Genomic DNA, 18,976 nt, shown 5'->3' with positions numbered 1-18,976 from the left:
CGCTATTGTCGATGGTGAAGGTCAGGGTCGAAACGTCGCCCTGCACGATGCTGTCAGGCGCAAACGCCTTGGCAAAGCCCGGAGCCCCCGCCGCGGTCACGCTCAGCGTGGCCGACGCGGTGCCGCTGTTGCCCAGCGACGAGGTCAGATCACCGCTTGTGTTGGCCGCATCGCCCACGGTTGCCGATGTCACATCGACACTGATTTCACAGATTGCCCCCGCATCCACGGTGCCGCCACTGTAACTAACAGAAGACGTTCCTGCGGATGCTGTCACTGTCCCACCGGTACAAGTGCTCGACGCATTCGGCGTCGCCGCCACGGTCATCCCAGACGGGAAGCTGTCGCTGAAATCCAGCGCCGTGGCCGAAACCAACGCACCGCTATTGTCGATGGTGAAGGTCAGGGTCGAAACATCACCCTGCACGATGCTGTCAGGCGCAAACGCCTTGGCAAAGCCCGGCGCGCCGGGGGTAACAACATTCAAAGTCGCCGACGCGGTGCCGCTGTTGCCTAAGGACGAAGTCAGATCACCGGAAACATTATCGGCAGACCCGGCCGTCATCGCAACCACGGTAACCTGCACGGTACAACTGTTGTCGGCCGCAACGGTTCCGCTTGTCATCTCGATCTGGCCGCTGCCGGATGTTGCCGTGATGACGGCTCCGGTACAGGTCGTGGAAAGATCCGGCGTCGCTGCGATTGTCATGCCCGTTGGGAAGCTGTCGACGAAGGCCAAATCGGTGGCATCGATATATGATGACGTGTTGTCGATGGTGAAGGTCAGGACCGAAGTGTCACCCTGGAACAGGCGATCCGGGCTGAAGTTCTTGGTGAACCCGGGGGCGGGCGGTGCGTTGACGGTCAGCGTCGCGCTTGCCGTTCCGCTATTGCCCAAAGACGATGTTATGTCGCTGGTGGTATTCACCGCCGCACCAAGGGTCACAGAGGTCACATCGACACTGATCGAACAGCTTTCACCGGCAGCCAGAGAACCATTGTCATAGCTAACGGTGGTGTTCCCCGCCGTCGCTGCGATGGTGCCGTTGCAGGTTTCAGTGACCGACGCGGGATTAGCGACCTCCATACCAGTGGGGAAGGCGTCGCTAAGATCGATATTAGTGGCATCCACCAGTGAGGTATTTTCGACATTGATGGTCAATGTCGATGTGTTGCCCTGAGTAATGGTGCTGGGCGAGAAGGACTTGCTAACGCTCAGCACCGGGGCCGGTGTGATCGACAGCGTCGCGCTGGCCGTGCCGCTATTGCCGATCGACGAGGTCAGATCGCCGGACGTATTCGCCGCATCCACGCCGGATACCGCCAGAACGTCGACCGAGACCGTACAGGTCCCACCGGCAGAAACCGTGCCGCCGCTATAGGAAATCGAACCCGCACCAGACGCCGCCGTCAGCGTCCCACCAGTACAGGTGGTCGAGGCGTTCGGCACGGTGGCCACGGTGATGCTGGCCGGAAGGTTGTCGGTGAAGGACAGCGACGACGCCGGGATCAGAGCCCCGGTATTGTCGATGCTGAAGGTCAGCGTCGACGTCGCGCCTTCGGCGATGCTGCTGGGTGAAAATGCCTTGGCGAAGCCCGGAGCCGGGGCCGGTGTGATCGACAGAGTTGCGTTTGCCGTGCCGCTATTGCCCAGGGAAGATGTCAGATCGCCAGAAGTGTTTGCCGCGTTCGTGCCCGACACTGCCAGAACGTCGACCGAGACCGTACAGGTCCCACCGGCCGAAACCGTGCCGCCGCTATAGGAAATCGAACCCGCACCAGACACCGCCGTCAACGTCCCACCAGTACAGGTGGTCGAGGCGTTCGGCACGGTGGCCACGGTGATGCTGGCAGGCAGCGCATCGGTGAAATCCAGTGACGACGCCGGGATCAGCGCCCCGGTATTGTCGATGCTGAAGGTCAACGTCGAGGTCGCGCCTTCGGCGATGCTTCTGGGCGAAAACGCCTTGGCGAAGCCCGGAGCCGGGGCCGGTGTGATCGACAGCGTCGCACTGGCCGTGCCACTATTGCCGATCGACGAGGTCAGATCGCTGGACGTATTCGCGGCATCCACGCCGGATACCGCCAGAACGTCGACCGAGACCGTACAGGTCCCACCGGCAGAAACCGTGCCGCCGCTATAGGAAATCGAACCCGCACCAGACGCCGCCGTCAGCGTCCCACCAGTACAGGTGGTCGAGGCGTTCGGCACGGTGGCCACGGTGATGCTGGCCGGAAGGTTGTCGGTGAAGGACAGCGACGACGCCGGGATCAGCGCCCCGGTATTGTCGATACTGAAGGTCAGCGTCGACGTCGCGCCTTCGGCGATGCTGCTGGGTGAAAACGCCTTGGCGAAGCCCGGAGCCGGGGCCGGTGTGATCGACAGCGTCGCACTGGCCGTGCCACTATTGCCCAGGGAAGATGTCAGATCGCCAGAAGTGTTTGCCGCGTTCGTGCCCGACACTGCCAGAACGTCGACCGAGACCGTACAGGTCCCGCCCGCCGAAACCGTGCCGCCGCTATAGGAAATCGACCCTGCGCCAGACGCTGCCGTCAGCGTCCCACCAGTACAGGTGGTCGAGGCATTGGGGGTCGACGCCACGGTGATGCTGGCTGGAAGGTTGTCAGTGAAATCCAGTGACGTCGCCGGAATCAAGGCGGTGCTATTGTTGATACTGAAAGTCAGCGTTGACGTCGCGCCCTCGGCGATGCTGCTGGGTGAAAATGCCTTGGCAAAACCCGGGATCGGGGCCGCAGTAACGGACAACGTATCGCTGGCCGTACCGCCAGGGCCAAAGTCGCTGGACAAAACACCCGAGGTGTTCACGTAAACGCCAATTGAAACCGAGGTCACATCGACCGAGACCGTACAGGTGCTACCGGCGGTAACCGTCCCGCCGCTATAGGAAATCGTGCCCGCGCCAGACGCCGCCGTCAGCGTCCCGCCGGTGCAGGTGGTCGAGGCATTTGGCGTCGCCGCCATCACAACCCCTGTCGGCAGGTTATCGGTAAAGCTCAACCCCGACACATTGTCGATGATAGTAGACGCGTCAATGGTGAAGGTCAGGGTCGAGGTATCGCCCTGCACCATGCTGTCGGGCGCGAAAACCTTGCTGAAAGTCGGCGGCAAGGGATTGACCGTCACGGTGTCAGAAACGCCCGCGGCGACAACAAGTCCGTTATCGGTCAGGCTGCTGGTGCTACTGGAATAAATCCCCGGCAGTGGGGTAGCGATAGACACTGTCGCGGTGAAAGTACAACTTGCCCCAGGTGCCAGAGAACCGCCCGTAAACGTGATCAGGCTCGTCCCGCTTAAGGACGATCCGGCACCACAGACACCGGTTTTCGTCAGGTCTGTCGCCGCCGATCCGGTGATATCGTCCGCAACATCATCGGTGAAGGCCAGGTTGGTCCGTGTGATCCCGCCCGGCGGATTGGAAATGGTGTAGGTCATCACCACCGAGCTGTTGGTGTTGGCCGTCGAGGGCGAGATCGATTTGCTGAAGGTCGGTACCGAGGCCGAGCGGACTTCGATACTGGCAGTGTCGGCAGGGCCGCCCACGGCGCCCGACGCGGTGGTGCCGCCGACATCCGACGTGGTGTTTGTATAGGTGCCAAGTGCCACGCCAGCCCCGAAATCGACCGGTATCTGGATGCTGCAGGTAGCACCGGAGGCCAGCGACCCGCTGGCCAAAGTCAGCAGTGTTCCGCTTTCGCCTGTCAGAGTGCCGCCACAGGTGTTGGAGGTCGCGGTGCCAAAAGTGGTTCCGCTCAGGAAACCCGACAGGTCGTCGGTAAAGGTGATGCCCGTCGCCGCCTCGGAACCGAGGTTTTTCAATGTCAGCGTCAGGCCCGCACTGCCCCCAGCCAGAACATAAGAACTGTCAAAGGATTTGGTCAGTTCGAGGGAGGCACTACCTTCGCCGCTCACGCCGACGATCAACGTATCGGCAACCTTCTCGATCGATAGGGGGGAGTCGGCAATATACGTGATTGCACTGGTCGGTATCCGGTAACTGCCATCCGCCGCGCCCGCAGGCACTGCCAGCGTCACATCGAAACTACAGCTGGCTCCGGGGTCGAGAGCCCCCGACGAAAGTTGAAACGTTACGGTGCCGCCGGCCGAAGATATCGGCCCGCACGGCAGTGTCGCCGGAGTGACCGCCGTCGCCGCCAAACCGCTCAGGACTGAAGAGTAGCCGTGGGTAAAACCGATATCGGCTATTGAATGTGGCGCGGAATTTGGGTTGGTGATGGTATAACGTGCGGTCACGGTGCCGCCCGCGACGACCGGATCATCAATAAATTCCACACTCGCCGTGATTGGCGATGTCGTATTCACCGTGATGCTGGCGCTTGCAGCGGTGCCATTTTGCACTGCCGCGCTGCCACCGCCAAGTGATGCGGTGAGATCCGAAGTGGTATTGGTCTGGGCTCCGGTTGCAGTCCCCAGAGTGATACTGACTTTGACGTCGCAGCTTGCCCCGGTTGAAACCGACCCGCCGGAATAGCCGAGGGACCCCGTACCCACGCCGCTAACCGATCCGCCACAGCCATTGCTATCCACCGAAGACAGCGTAGCGCCGCTGTGGAACGTATCGAGGTCGTCGGTAAAGGAAATGTTGGTCGCGTTGGAAGTTTCGCTACTGTTGGACAGGCGCAGTGTCATCCCGACCGTGTCGCCGACCCCGGCAGCGCTTTGATCGAAGGATTTGGTTATCGACAAGGGCGAGGCACCTGCGGTTACGGTCAGGTTCGCCGACGCGTCATTTCCGGTCAGGGTCTGGCCGTTTATGGTAGCGGAATTTTCAACGGCCGTCTGCGTATAGACGCCTGACGCAGTGCTGGACGGCACCACAAGACCACTAAGGGTGATGGTACAGGAACTGTTCGCAGCGACGGCACCATTGATGTAGATGTAATAAGGGACACCAGAAACCGTTTGGTAAAACATGGTTCCGCCGCAGCTATCGGGCGACGGCGGCAAAGTTGCACCAGGATCTTCGGGAAACGGGTCAGAAACTCGAAGCCGGAAGGCTGCACTTGACGCCGCATAAGTACTGTTCGAATTGGTCAGCGTAATAGTTGCCGTAGTCGGATCGCCCGCATCGACCGAAGTCCAAACCATAGCCAGTTCCAAGGGAGCACCGTCGGAGACCTGCAACGTATCAGAGGCAGCGGACGAAGTGACAGGCGATCCGTTTACCGTTGCGGACACGGTCGATGTAGTGTTGGTATAGGTGCCACCGGCCGCTCCCGAAGGGATCTGAACCGTGACGCTGAAATTGCAGTTCGTACGGGAGGCCAGCGATCCGCCGGCAAAACTGATCGTTCCGGTGCCTGCGCCGCTGATGCTCGATCCCGACCCGCAGGGATCGGTGACATCGCTGACCAGCGTCGCCCCCGACAGCATCGCATCAAGATCGTCGGTAAACGCGATGCTGCCAGCGGCAAAATCGACATTCGAATTATAGAGGTTGAAGCCAAGCGTGACGGTCCCGCCCGGAGCAACCGGATCGCCCGAAAACGTCTTGGTCAGGGTCGGCGCGGACGCCGAAGGCGTTTCTACGGTCAGGTTGGCAGATGCAACGCCAAGATTCCCAAGACTGGAACCAAGCTGACCGGAGGTGAGCGTATAATCGCCCGAGTCAGTGCCCTGAATATCGACGGTGACGGTGCAGGATACCGCAGACGTGAAAAACACCCCCGCCAAGCTGATCGAACTGGACCCTGCTGCGCCAGTAAGTGACCCCCCGGTACAGGTCGTTGCAGTGTTGGATGGCGAAGCGATCTGTACACCGGTCGGAAGCGTTTCTGAGAACCCTACACCCGTAATGACCCCGCCATACGGTGTATTGTCGATGGTATAGGTCATCGTGCTGGTGCCATTCGGGCTGACCGAAGTGGCGGAAAGCGCTTTGCTAAATATCGGGCGCGCCGAGTCTACGGTCAGAGTCGCACTTGCCGCACTCGTAAAGCCGAGGCTGGAGCTCAGGCTGCTGGTTGTGTTGACATGACTGCCAACCGCTAAACCTTTGATATTGAACGTGATAGTACAGCTATTATTCGCAGGCAGGCTACCTCCGGAAAAGCTTAGTGTACCACCGCCGCCAGAGGCAGTCAGGGTCGGGGGAACCGAACGGCCGGAACATGTGGTCGTGGCATTGGGGGCTGCCGCGATTTCCAATCCAATTGTCAGCGTATCGGAGAAAGCAATATCATCCGCAACACTGACCGAGGAGGTGTTGGTGATCGTGTAGGTCGCCACCGTGGTGCCGTACAAGGCGACCGTCGAGGGGCCGTAGGATAGGGACAGCGTTACATCAGATGCAGGGCCGGCCGCTCTGCCGATGCCGGATTGGCCGAAAAATGTGAGCAGCGTGATCGCCACGAAAAACACAACATGGGCCATGCGGCCCGCAAATGCTGGCATTTTATTCATAATTCTGTCCCCTACGACACCGAAACACACACGACACTAATCGGTAAAACTGAATTTTTTGCGTTATGCAAAAGTCTCAGCACATATTCCGCCACCAAACAACTATTGCGTTCAAATATTTACAATTTTTTGTTTGTCTGAGGTCGGTTTTGCAACGTATTCAAGCAGTGAAATTTCAGAAAATTATGACGGCTCTGTGAAAATTGTCCCGGAAATTGAACCCTGTCGAATTCACCTGCGTTGCCGGGCGCAGAGTTTTTGCAGGAATTCCAGGCAGGCTTCTATCTGGGAAATTTCGATATATTCGTCCGGTATATGTGCCTGATTGATGCTGCCCGGGCCAAAAACGACGCTGGGCAGGCCCTCTCGATCGAAACATCCCGCATCGGTCCCGAAAGGCGCGGTGGTGAAGTCGTTTTCACCGCTGACCTGTCGCACCAGATCCAGTGCCGTCGAGGACGGGTCGGCCCGGAGGCCGGGATAATTCGAAACTGTTTCGGTACTGATCGAAGCCTGCGGAAACAAGCCCCGCATTTCATCCTGAAGCCCGTCAAGAAAGGATTCGATACGCTGCATTTCCGCAGCACCATCAGCGGGCGGCGTGACGCGCAATTCCCAATCAATTTCGCAATCTTCGGCGATGATGCTGCGCCCGGCACCGCCGCTGATCGTGCCCACGTTTATGGTGTGAAAGGGCGGTTGAAACGGGCTTCCCGGCAGCGGATTCGCGGCACATTCCGCCCCCAGCTGTTCCAGGAAACCGATGAAACGGGCCGCGTAATGAATCGCGCTGACTCCACGGGACGGGTTCGAAGAATGTCCGGCGACGCCGGTAAACCTTGTGCTGCGCTCAAAGCCGCCTTTGTGACCTGCGATCACCTTCATTTCGGTGGGTTCACCAACGATGATCGCCGCCGGTTTCATCCCCGTCGCAACGATCTGCCGCGCCAGATCGGGCGCCCCGATGGAACCCGGTTCTTCGTCATAGGAAAAGGCCAGATGGATCGGACGTTTGAGCGGCGCTTGGGCAAAATGCGGCACCATGGCCAGCGCACAGGCCAGGAACCCCTTCATGTCAACCGCACCCCGACCGTATGCCCGCCCGGCGTCCCGGGTCAGTTCAAACGCTGGCCGGGACCAGTCCTGGCCTTCCACCGGGACCACGTCGGTGTGGCCGGACAACGCGACCCCGCCATCCACCTGCGGACCGATAGTGGCAAACATGTTGGCCCGCAGACCAGACCCGTCAAAGCCAAACTCGGCTTCAACGCCGTGCTGGCTGAGATAATTATGGATATATCCGATGATATCCAGATTGGACCGCCCCGACAGGGTGTCAAAGCGCAACAGGTCGTCGAGAATGGCAAGAGTCTTTTCAAGGGTCTGGGACAAACCAAGGATCCTGATCGGGTACAAATATGTGAAAACGTCCCAGCCTGTCGCCGGGTCGTTTTCACACTGAACGCGCTCTAGGGAGGGGTCGTCAAGTCGCGTTTTTCACCTTTCGTGAAGCAAATTTGGTCATGCAACTGAAAGATCAGGGTTCAGCGGGCTGCGGAATTGCCGACCAAGCAGCCGCCGCGCGCCCCTATCCCAGCCATTCCAACATTCTTTCCCGCATGATGAATTTTTGCGGTTTCCCTGTAATCGTCATCGGCAGATCGTCGACGATCCGGATATGTTTGGGTATCTTGAAATGGGCGATCTGACCCTGGCAGAAATCCCGCAAATCGTCTCCGGTCAGTTCCGTTCCGGGTTTTGCAACCGCCCAGGCACAGACCTCTTCACCGAATTTTTCGTCGGGAATACCAAAGACCTGCACATCACTTACCTTTGGATGGCGGATCAGGAATTCCTCGACCTCACGCGGATAGACGTTTTCACCGCCCCGGATGATCATGTCCTTTACCCGCCCCACGATGGAACAGAACCCGTCTTCGTCGAACACGGCTAGATCGCCAGTATGCATCCAGCCGTCGCGGATACTGTCGGCGGTCTTCTCGGGGTCCTGCCAATACCCTTTCATGACCGAATAGCCCCTCGTGCATAGCTCACCTTGCGTCCCAACGGGCACGATCTGGCCGTCCTGATCGACGATCTTGACCTCAAGATGCGGATGAACCCGACCGACGGTTTCGCAGCGTTTGTCGAGGTCATCATCAACAAAGCTTTGGAAGGAGACGGGTGACGTTTCTGTCATGCCATAGCAGATCGTGACCTCGCCCATATTCATTTCCGTATTGACCCGCTGCATGACCTCGACCGGACAAGGGGCACCCGCCATGATCCCGGTGCGCAGATGCGACAGGTCGCGCGGGTTTTGTTCCAGATCTTGCAGCATGGCGACGAACATGGTCGGAACACCGTAAACCGCCGTGCACTTTTCCGCCGCCAGAGCATCAAGCGTATCAGAGGCCACGAACGCTTCGCCGGGGAAGACCATCGCGGCCCCTTTGCTGACGGCCCCGAGAACCCCCATCACCATGCCGAAACAGTGGTAAAGCGGTACCGGAATGGCCAACCGGTCGGTTTCGGTCAGGTTGATCCGCCCGGTGACACAGTGCGCATTGTTGACGACGTTGTAATGCGACAGCGTCGCCCCTTTCGGCATACCCGTCGTACCGGATGTGAATTGAATATTGATCGCGTCATCCGGGTTGAGGGTTCGGTCAATTTCAGGCAACCGTAACTGCTGGGCCGGGCCGCCAAGTTTTTTCAGCTGGGTAAAAGAGTAGGTGCCGGGTCCCGGGGCGTCATCCATCACGATGACGCTGCGCAAATGGGGCAAACCCTCCGACTGCAACCGTCCCGGCGCGCAGGTTTCAAGTTCAGGGGCAAGGGTCCGGATCATACCGAGGTAGTCTGACGACTTGAAAGACCGGGCCGAAATGAGCGCCTTGCAACCGACCTTGTTCAACGCATATTTCAATTCGGCCAGGCGATAGGCGGGGTTGATATTGACCATGACCAGCCCAACCCGGGCGGTTGCGAATTGAGTCAGCACCCATTCGAAGCGGTTCGGGGACCAGATCCCGACGCGGTCGCCTTTTTCAAGCCCCAGAGCCAGAAGACCAGAGGCCAGTTCGTCAACCGCCCGATCCAGGTCGTAGTAGCTCAACCGGATACCCTGTTCGCAAAAGATGGCCGCATCACGCGGTCCGAAACGCGCCACCGCTTCGCGCAAAAGCTGCGGAATGGTGACATAGGCAAGCGGCGGTGCGCTCGGACCGCGCACATAGGACATTCCGTCGACCGGCGCGATCGTTTCAGCAATGGAATCCCGGGAACTGTCCCAGCCGGAAATCCGGTTTGCAAGGCTTTCGTTCAGGATCGACATGGGTGACCTCCCTTACATGGCGCGCCAGTCACCGCTTTGCTCGAAAGCATGCGCCGCCTGGTAAATTTTCAATTCCCCGTATTGCGATCCAACCAGCATCATCCCGATGGGAAGCCCTTCGCTCAGACCGCAGGGAACATCCATGGCAGGCAAACCGCCGTTGAAAGGTGCCGTATTGCCAATCATTTCGAACGCGCGCTGGACGTACAGGCTGATCGAACAATCGGCAGGCGGAATTTCCTGTGGTTTCATCGGGACGGTCGGCATCAGCAGAACGTCGTATTGCTTCAGGACATCAGAATATTTTTCGTTCACTTTGCGCATCAGGTTCTGCGCCTTGCCGTAAAAACGCCCGCGATATTGCTCCTGAAAGAATTCGCCCAGGAACATACAGACCTTCAGAGAATGAGAAAGTTCGTCCGCCCGCGACCGCCATTGCGCCATGTGATCCATCATCGAAGGCAGGAACAGGCCCTTGTAATTCGTGCCACCGGAATTGCCGCGCATCATGTGGTCCTGCAATCCTTCGACCGTAATCGCCGTCCAGCAATCGACGGCGAGGTGATGTTCGGGAATGGAAACTTCGTCGACACGGGCACCGAGTTCGCGGAAACGGTCGGCGGCGGCCAAGACCTTGTGATCAACATCCGCTTCGCTTTCGGGACGATGGAATCCTTCCTTGAGGACACCGATCCGCAACCCCTGCGCGCCACGTCCCAAGGCTTCTGTATAGCGGTATGTCTGCGGGCAATACTGACGCGGGTCCAAGCCATCACTGCCTGCGAGAACTTCAAGAAGAAGCGCATTGTCGGACACGTTATTTGTAACCGGTCCGACGTGGTCGATCGTCTGCTCGACCGGCATGATCCCGGTATAGGGAACAAGCCCGTGGGTGGGTTTCATTCCGTAAACACCGCAATTGGAAGATGGAATGCGGATCGACCCACCCTGATCGCCGGCGATCGCCATGTCCACCTCGCCCGTGGCCACCAACGCGGCGGACCCGCTGGAAGACCCGCCAGCCATATAGCCGTGTTTCCATGGGTTCTGAACCGGCCCCTTTGCATTGGTATGCGATCCGCCGGACAGACAGAAGTTTTCGCAATGGGATTTACCGGTGATGACCGCGCCAGCATCCAGCATCCGGGTGACGATGGTGGCGTCGATTTCAGGGGTGTAGCCTTCCATGATGGAAGACCCGTTCATCATCGGCACCCCGGCAAGGCAGACCGTGTCCTTCAAAACGATCCGTTTACCGCGCAGCGGCCCGTCCGGTGCCCCACGCACTTCGGTTTTCACGTACCATGCATTCAGCGGGTTTTCAGAAAAGTCGGGAAAATGCCCCGGCGCCCGCGGATACCTGACCGGAGGCAGGTTGTCGGGCGTTGCGTCCAACCGATCATAAGCCTGAATGTAAGGTTCCATGATCTGGGAAAATTCCTGCAGATCTGTGTCCGTCAGGCTCATGCCGAAGCGGTTGGCCATTTCGCGCATCTGGAAAAGAGTGGGGCGTCTCACGGTCATATTTGTCACCACGGATGTGGGCAGCGGATCGGGAATATGCCCGCCCGGTGCCTTGATTTCAGAAATACGCGATTGCGCTGCAACGGTACCGGACGCGGCTTGCCCACGGGTTGAACGCGCCGCGCCAAACCCGAGAAACTGATCGACTTTGGCCTGATCGGACAGATCGTGGCGGCTGAGTTCGCCAGTGATCCGGCCGCGTTCCAGAACCAGTACACGGTCGGAAAGGTCCGAGATGAAATCGAAATTCTGTTCGACAAGAAGGATCGACAGCCCCCGGTTTTTTCGAAGCTGTAAAAGGGTTTCAGCCATTTCTTCGATGATCGACGGCTGAATACCTTCGGTCGGTTCGTCAAGAAGCAGAAAATCGGGATCACCCATCAGGCAGCGCGCCAAAGCCAGCAATTGCTGTTCCCCGCCCGATAACGCACCGCCCTCCCGGTCGAGCAGCGGGCGCAAGCGCGGGAAATCCGAAAGCACCGCCTCCATCACATCGCTTTCAGAGGCTCCGGCATATTCGTGCCAGGCAAAGCGCAGGTTGTCGCGCACGCTAAGCTGCGGAAAGATCCCGCGACCTTGTGGGACGTATCCCAAACCCAGACCGGCGCGTTCGTAGGGTGACATGCGGGTGATGTCCGTAGCATGGAACCGCACCGATCCTGAACTTGCAGGCAGGAAACCCATGACGGTTTTCATCAGGGTCGTTTTGCCCATGCCGTTATGGCCAAGAATGCCCACGACTTCGTTCTCGGCAACCGAAAATTCGATACCATGCAGGATCGGCACCTTGCCATAACCGCCTGACAGACCCTTGATTTCAAGTATTTCCGTGACGTTTTCAGCCATGTCAGGCCTTCTTTCCAAGATAGACATTGCGAACGGTCGGATCGGACATCACCCGGTCGACGTGATCTTCCATCAGCACCTTGCCCTGATGGAAAACCGTGACATCCTGCGCGATCGACCGGATGAACTGCATGTCATGTTCAACGATCACAATGGCAGCCGTTTTGTTGAGTTCGTGAATGATGGTGGTCATGCGCTCGACATCCTCGGCGCTCATCCCTGCTGCGGGTTCGTCCAGCAGCACCAGCCACGGATCACCGACAGCCACCAGGCCCAGTTCGACCCGCTGGCGTTCGCCATGGGCAAGCTGACCCAGATCGCTCCGCGCGATCGCGTTCAGCGCCAGACGCTCAATCACTTCCTGGGTTTTCCGGTTTGCCTCGGCCGGATCATGGAACCTCCGCGCGGCCAGCCAGATGTTTTCAAATACGCTCAAGGCATCCATGACGTTCGGGGTCTGGGTTTTGATCCCAACCCCGAGAGAGGCGATCTGATGCGGAATCCAGTCAGTGGTTTCCTGTCCGCGCATATAGACCTGACCTTCGGTCGGGGTTTGTAACCCGGTGACGCATTTGAAGAACGTGGATTTGCCCGCGCCATTAGGGCCAATCAGACAACGCAATTCCCGCGCCCGCAGTTTGAAATCCACGTTGTTCGCAGCGACGACGCCGCCGAACCGCATGGTCAACCCGTGTGTTTCCAGCACAATTTCAGCCATGATTCCGTTCCCTGTTGCGCAGTCGCCGGGCCTGATGAATCCGACCCAACGGTCGGCGGCCAAAGCTGATTTTCCATAGCCCTGCCAGCGCTGGCACAATGCCGCGGGGCAGGAACAGCACGAAAAGAACGAGGATCAGGCCAGTAATCAGGGTGTTGTCGACCACGCTTTGCTGGCCCAGAAGGAATTTGAGATAGGCAAGCCCGGCCGCACCAAGGATCGGACCCAAGCGCGTTCCAAGCCCGCCAACGATACACCAGATGATAATTTCGGCGGATTGGCCCAGCGAAAACAGGTTGGGGGTGACGATTTCGCCCCAGTTGGCAAACAGTGCCCCGGCCAGCCCGGCAATCGCCGCGCCAGCGGCAAAGAGGACGGTTTTGCGCGCCCGCACGTCATAGCCCATCAGGGAAATGCGAGTTTCGTTTTCACGTATGCCAACGGCAACGCGTCCAAAGCTGGACCGAAGCAACGCCGATACCAAGAGATACACCAAAGCCAGCATTATGGCGCAGACGTAGAAATAGGTGTCACCCCAGATATAGGCGTCGGGGTTTCCGGGAATGTTCAGGGTCTGAAAACCGGGAATACCGTTGAAACCACCCAGCCGCGCCTTACCGATCACATATTGCGGTCCGGCAGTGGAATTGATGAACTTGAAAAGGATCAGCGTAACCACCAGCGTTATAACGCCAAGGTAGACATCCGTCAGCCTGCCGTAAAACATCATAATGCCAAGCAGTGCGGCAAAGAGGGCGGGCACCAGCACGGCAAGGATCATCGGCAGCGTGCTTTCACCAGTGTTGATCGCGGCGATTGCGTAAGTATAGGCGCCCAAACCGAAAAAGGCCGCTTGTCCGAAGCACAGAATGCCTCCGAAGCCCCAGATCAGGCCAAGACTGAGGCCAAGCATTCCGTAGATGGCCAGAACCGTAAGCGTGAAGGTTCCGATCAGCATCGGCATCACCCAGATCAGCAGCGCTGTAACGACGATAGTTGTTGCGAGGTCTTTTTGCAGGCTGCCAGGCATCACAGCTTCCCCTTGAAGAATTTGCCGGTAATTCCCTGCGGCAAAAGACGAAGAAGGATCACAGCAGCAACCAGAAGAGCGACCTCACCGATCACCGGAGAGAGGGCGAAGGTGAAAATCTGATTGACGACGCCGAAGAGTGAGGCGCTGGAAAACAACCCGGCGATCAGCGACGGACCACCCGCGATCACGGTGATAAACGCCTTGGCGATATAAGCCCCGCCCGAGGTTGGCACCAAACCGACCAGAGGGGCGAGCACTGCGCCCGCAAGACCAGACAAGGCCGAGCCGCAGAAGAAAGTCGCCATATATATACGGTCCGGGCTGTAGCCCAGCGCGGCCGCCATGTCCGGCCCCTGCATCGCTCCACGCGCGATCAACCCGGCGCGGGTCGCCTTTAGCGCGGTGAGCATGGCGATCAGAAGCAAAGCCGAAACAACGATAATGAAGAAATTATAGCCGTTGATCTGATAGTCGCCGATGGTGAAACCGGGGATCGGTGTTGAAATACCCGTTGTGGTGTTGCCAAAGATCATCGTGGCAAGACCGATGAAAAACAGGCTCAGCCCCCAGGTTGCCAGCATGGTATCAACCAGACGCCCATAGAGATGGCGGATCACCAGCCGTTCCACGACCAGACCGATCAGACCGACCACGATCGGCGCGATGACCAGCATTGCTATAAAAATGTTTACGCCAAGCTGCACCGCGGTGATGGTCGCATAGCCGCCCATCATCATGAATTCGCCATGCGCGAGGTTGATCACCTTCATCATGCCGAACACCACGGCCAACCCGGCGCTGATCAGGATCAACGAGGCAACCGCGTAAAGCATTTCCACCAATATGACGAATGTTAGGTCCATAAGCGCGAGGTATCCTTAGGCAAAGCTCGACCGTTCCCCCGCGAGGGGGGCAAGGCGGCAACCGCCGCCCTGCTTCGGATCTGCAAGGGTTCAGATCTTAATTTCGTACTGGGTGTTATCGTTCGGATTGGCCGACAGATCGCAGACCGCCTGAGTGTCGATCGGTTGCCGCTGTGGCAAGGTTTCGATCACGCGCATGCCCTGATTTTCGATTTCCATCAGATGAACATCAAGCACCGCATGGTGGGTTTTCGGATCGACGGTGACCTTGCCCGACGGACCTTCGATGGAAAGCCCGGTTTCAAGCGCCGCGATCATCGCATCCCGATCCAGAGATCCCGCCTGACGCACCGCTTCGGCCCATGTCAGAATGCCGTTATAGTTCGAAACGGCGATTTCATGGATCATACTGCTGTCGCCATAGGCCGCGGCCCATTTTTCCTTGAATGCCACGTTCCCGGGAGTATCCAATTCCTGGCTGTAATTATAAGCTACCATGATACCGTTACCCTCTTCGGGGGTCAGAACCTTGTGTTCGTTCCCCACCCCAAGCGTTGTGGAGGCCAATGGAATACGGTCTTTCATTCCCGCCGCCGCCCATTGCCGGAAGAAAGACAGATGCGCCCCACCGACCAGCGGCGCGATGACAAGATCGGGACCGGCCGATTGGATTTTCGCAATGGTCGACCCGAAATCGCTAACGTCGAGCGGGAAGAAATCGACCCCGACCGTTTCACCGCCATTTTCGGCGACGAATTTCTGAATCCAGCGCGCGGTGATCTGGCCGTAATTATAGTCAGCGGCAAGAATATAAACCTTCTTGCCCGCTTTCCCCATCGCATAGGGTACCAGCGCTGCGACCTGCTGGGCAGGGGTGACGCCATTGATGAAGATATTGCGGTCACAGACGCCGCCTTCGTAAAGTACGTTGTAGAAATAGAGCGTCTTTGTCTTGCGCATGGTCTGGCGGATCGCTTCGCGCGACGCAGACAGAATGCCGCCATGCACCACATCCACTTTGTCCTGCCGGGTCAGTTGCTGGGCGTATTGGGAATAAAGCGCCATATCGGATTGGGTATCATAGGCTTCGACTTCGATTTTCTTACCCAAAAGACCGCCGGCACCGTTGATTTCATTCACCGCAAGCCGCATCGCCATATCCATCGGCTTGCCGTAGGCATCGAAAATGCCGGACGTATCGATGATCGACCCCAGCTTGATCGTGTCCCCGGCCAACGCCACGCGGGGCAGAAGGCTTGCGCCTGCTATCGCGGCTGTTGCGTTCAAAAATTTCCGTCTGTTCAGTAACATGGCAATATCCTCTCTGATGGCATTCTGTGTCGGTGCGCAGTTTTCCTGCGTCACTCTTTTTTGGATTTGATACGGTTGGCGTAGTCAGCGGTCCGACCGGCGAGGTTGGCATCGAAATCAAGGCCGATTTCTTCGCCCATCTGTTTCATCGCGGGCAGGCGCACGGCCATGCCAAGGATCTGATCCATCGCGGCGCCAAAGGCCCCGTCAACACCTTCGCCAGAAGTACCGCCACCACCACCGGCACCGGAAATCTGGTTGATGCGGATCGAGTCGATCTTTTCAACCGGCTTCATCATCTGGGTCATGATCTCGGGCAACCGGTCGAGCTTGCGTTCTTCCAGACGCATCCGGATGACGGCATCGCTCAGGGTGTTCTCTGCGGCATTGAGGGCAACGCGCCCGGCGGCTTCGGCCTCCATCCGCGCCTGTTCGGCTTCGGCGGCCTTGGTCGCAACGGTGGCGTTGGCCTGCGCCTTTGCCAGCATCGTGCCGACGTCGCTTTTGACCCGGGCGTCTTCCAGTTCAAGTTCTTTTACCTGTTTCAGTCGGGCGGTTTCGCGTTCGCGTTCCGCGACCGCCCGGTCTTTCTGGGCCTGAACATGCTCGGCTGCCAAAAGGATCTTGGCGCGCGCTTCTTCCTCGATCGCCTTGGCTTCGGATTCCTCGGCGCGTTTCCGGGCAAGATGAATATCGTTTTCAATCCTGGATTCTTCCAACGAAAGGATCGCCGCCATTTCAGCTTTTCTCAGTGTCTCGTCCTGCTCGACCTGAGACGCCTTGGCACGGCCTTCGTTTTCTATCCGCGCGGTCTCACTTGCCAGCTTCGCGGCATCCCGCGCACGATCTTCCCGGGATTTCGCGTCCGCTTCCAGTTTGGCCAGATGCTCTTGCTGGGCGATCTCGGCTTCGCGCTCTTCGCGTTGCAGCTCAAGCTGGCGCTGGTGCTGGACAAGACGGCTTTCGCGTACTGAAATTTCCGCCTCGGTCTCGATCCGAACACGCGCCTTGCGCTGATCGGCGACCAGTTCGGCCAACCGCCGCATACCTTGGGCATTGAAGGCGTTGTTTTCGTTCCACAAGCTGAGATCGCTTTGATCAACCGCAATCAAAGCGGCGGATACCAGCGTCAGGCCAAGCCGTTCGGCCTGCGTTTCGACCGCCGTTGCGACATCTTGGGCAAAGCCGCTACGATCGAGATGTATTTCCTCAAGCGTGCGCGCCGCCGCCGCGTTTTGAATGGCATTCACCAACGCGCCGGAGAGAACTTCTTCTACGGTGTCACCGCCACGGGCAATCCGATGCCCGAGCGCCTGAGCCGCAGTCGAGATACCCGTCTCAGTCGGATCGACCCGCAGTTCGAATTCGAAAGTGACATCGGCCCGCATTTGATCCCGTGTCAGGACGGCGTCGCGTCCTTGGCGACGCGTTGAAAAGTTGAGCGCGCCCATCGAAACACGCTGCACCTGATGCAGGATGGGCAGGGCCAGGCACCCGCCATCGGTCACCACGCGGCGTCCCCCGAACCCGGTCCGAACCAGAGCAGTATCCAAAGTTGCTTTGGCGTAGAACCGTTGCAGGAACCAGATCCCGACAAGGACAATCAGTGCCGCAAGCACCAACAGAGCAATCCAGAGCAAGGCAGTTCTCCCCGATTTAGCATGTGTCGCACACCGGAAATGGTGCCGCGATCATTCTTGATTAAACCGTGGAAGATTTTAATTTCCAATTCAAGCATTAAATTTGAAAAGGAAAATAATTGTCTCTAGTGCATTGTTTTATAACTCTTTAATAACTTCGAACTTCAATCCATCCGCCCGAGCAAGGTATATCGGAGCCCGCTCGCTCTTGTTTGAATTGGCCCGTGTACGCCCGCTGCGATGAACCACAGGCAACACGTCTTTACTATAATGTTCACGCCAATCGAGCGCGTAGCTCTGCATCAGCCCGGCCAGGAAATGCACACCTTCATAGGTCGATTGTCCAAGCGCGTTCAGCGCAGGTGCGACATCGCCGTGGAGCTTGTAATAGAGTTCCTTGAAGGCCGCGTTCGCGTCGGTCGGGAGCGCCGCAAAGTAAGACGAGGCCACGAATAACCGTTTGCTATTGCGCGACCCGCTGGCCATCAACGCGTTTTCCTCGACGGCACAGGACAGGCGCACCATCCGGTTATGCAATCCGGCGCTGCCGAAGGCCCGGTTGAACGCCACGGCATCCTGACCAACGAGGGAAATCAGAACGGCTTCTGCGCCCGAACCGGCAATTTCGTCAACAAAGCGTGCCATATTGCGGATGCCGAATGGCAGGTATTTTTCGTAAACCAAACCCACTGACATTTCTTTCAGTTTCGATTTGGCAAAAGAATGCGACGTCCGCGGCCAGACATAATCGTTCCCGATCAACGCCCAACTTTTGGGACGGTATTTATTCTGAAGCAGCTCGATTGACGGGCCCAGCTGTTCCTGCGGGGTTTCGCCGATGGCGAAAAGCCCGGCCGTGCTTTCCCCGCCTTCGTAAAGAGGCGTATAGACATAGGGAATCCGCTGCCGCACGACTTTGCTGAGACGCTGGCGGATCGCGCTGATATGCATCCCGACAATCGCGTCGATCGCGCCCGCTTCGATAAGCCCGTTGACGGTCTCTTCGATCGAAATATTGGCCTCGAGAGCAGCGTCGATCATGATGAGCTGAATTTTGCGACCTTCAATCCCACCGGCCCGGTTCAGTTCCTCAACCGCAACCTGTGCGCTTGAGATACATGACGGTGCCCATAGCCCGGCCGAACCGCACAAGGGAATGAGCAGGGCGATCCGGTATGCTCCCTTACCGTATGTAAGAGAAAAGTCGTGAAGTTCCTCCAATTCCGTCGGAACCGTTGGAGCAGTCAAAAACGTCATCATGG

The 18,976-nt window shown here is 58.2% G+C and carries 9 protein-coding genes and 1 pseudogene; all 10 read right to left on the bottom strand.

Features of this window, described 5'->3' with window-relative positions; translation table 11 throughout:
* A pseudogene (locus VOI23_RS03900) lies at positions 1-6,442 on the bottom strand (hypothetical protein); the annotation flags it as partial.
* A gap of 231 nt (positions 6,443-6,673) precedes the next feature.
* Positions 6,674-7,834, bottom strand: a complete 1,161-nt coding sequence (argE, locus tag VOI23_RS03895; protein WP_323781804.1) for an acetylornithine deacetylase — start codon at positions 7,832-7,834, stop codon at positions 6,674-6,676.
* A 196-nt stretch (positions 7,835-8,030) separates the two neighbouring features.
* Positions 8,031-9,779, bottom strand: coding sequence for an AMP-binding protein (locus VOI23_RS03890; protein ID WP_323781801.1), 1,749 nt, complete (start codon positions 9,777-9,779; stop codon positions 8,031-8,033).
* Positions 9,780-9,791: 12 nt separating this feature from the next.
* Positions 9,792-12,149 carry an amidase gene (locus tag VOI23_RS03885; RefSeq protein ID WP_323781797.1) on the bottom strand — a complete coding sequence of 786 codons (2,358 nt, stop codon included), beginning with the start codon at positions 12,147-12,149 and terminating at the stop codon, positions 9,792-9,794.
* Between the two features lies 1 nt (position 12,150).
* Entirely contained in the window at positions 12,151-12,867 is a 717-nt protein-coding gene (locus VOI23_RS03880; RefSeq protein ID WP_323781795.1) for an ABC transporter ATP-binding protein, read from the bottom strand.
* Positions 12,860-13,897 (bottom strand): branched-chain amino acid ABC transporter permease, encoded by a 1,038-nt coding sequence (locus tag VOI23_RS03875; protein ID WP_323781792.1) that lies wholly within the window; start codon positions 13,895-13,897, stop codon positions 12,860-12,862. The genes VOI23_RS03880 and VOI23_RS03875 overlap by 8 nt, the downstream gene beginning before the upstream one ends.
* Complete coding sequence (locus VOI23_RS03870; RefSeq protein WP_323781789.1) at positions 13,897-14,763, bottom strand: ABC transporter permease subunit; 867 nt, start codon at positions 14,761-14,763, stop codon at positions 13,897-13,899. The genes VOI23_RS03875 and VOI23_RS03870 overlap by 1 nt, the downstream gene beginning before the upstream one ends.
* Positions 14,764-14,853: 90 nt before the next feature.
* On the bottom strand, positions 14,854-16,074 hold the full coding sequence (locus tag VOI23_RS03865; RefSeq protein ID WP_323781786.1) for an ABC transporter substrate-binding protein: 1,221 nt from the start codon (positions 16,072-16,074) through the stop codon (positions 14,854-14,856).
* A 50-nt stretch (positions 16,075-16,124) separates the two neighbouring features.
* A complete protein-coding gene (locus VOI23_RS03860) occupies positions 16,125-17,714 on the bottom strand; it encodes a flotillin family protein (protein ID WP_323781783.1) in 1,590 nt (529 codons plus the stop codon).
* Between the two features lie 138 nt (positions 17,715-17,852).
* A complete protein-coding gene (locus VOI23_RS03855) occupies positions 17,853-18,971 on the bottom strand; it encodes a substrate-binding domain-containing protein (RefSeq protein WP_323781874.1) in 1,119 nt (372 codons plus the stop codon).
* Between the last annotated feature and the right edge of the window lie 5 nt (positions 18,972-18,976).

It is taken from the genome of Thalassovita sp. (assembly GCF_034670005.1).
Lineage (GTDB): Bacteria > Pseudomonadota > Alphaproteobacteria > Rhodobacterales > Rhodobacteraceae > Thalassobius.
This window is presented reverse-complemented; position numbering and strand designations above follow the sequence as displayed.

Coding starts and splice junctions, on each gene's coding strand:
- VOI23_RS03885 (WP_323781797.1), bottom strand. CDS start 12,149: ATGGCTGAAAACGTCACGGAAATACTTGAAATCAAGGGTCTGTCAGGC.
- VOI23_RS03870 (WP_323781789.1), bottom strand. CDS start 14,763: ATGGACCTAACATTCGTCATATTGGTGGAAATGCTTTACGCGGTTGCC.
- VOI23_RS03890 (WP_323781801.1), bottom strand. CDS start 9,779: ATGTCGATCCTGAACGAAAGCCTTGCAAACCGGATTTCCGGCTGGGAC.
- VOI23_RS03865 (WP_323781786.1), bottom strand. CDS start 16,074: ATGTTACTGAACAGACGGAAATTTTTGAACGCAACAGCCGCGATAGCA.
- VOI23_RS03875 (WP_323781792.1), bottom strand. CDS start 13,897: ATGCCTGGCAGCCTGCAAAAAGACCTCGCAACAACTATCGTCGTTACA.
- VOI23_RS03880 (WP_323781795.1), bottom strand. CDS start 12,867: ATGGCTGAAATTGTGCTGGAAACACACGGGTTGACCATGCGGTTCGGC.
- VOI23_RS03855 (WP_323781874.1), bottom strand. CDS start 18,971: ATGACGTTTTTGACTGCTCCAACGGTTCCGACGGAATTGGAGGAACTT.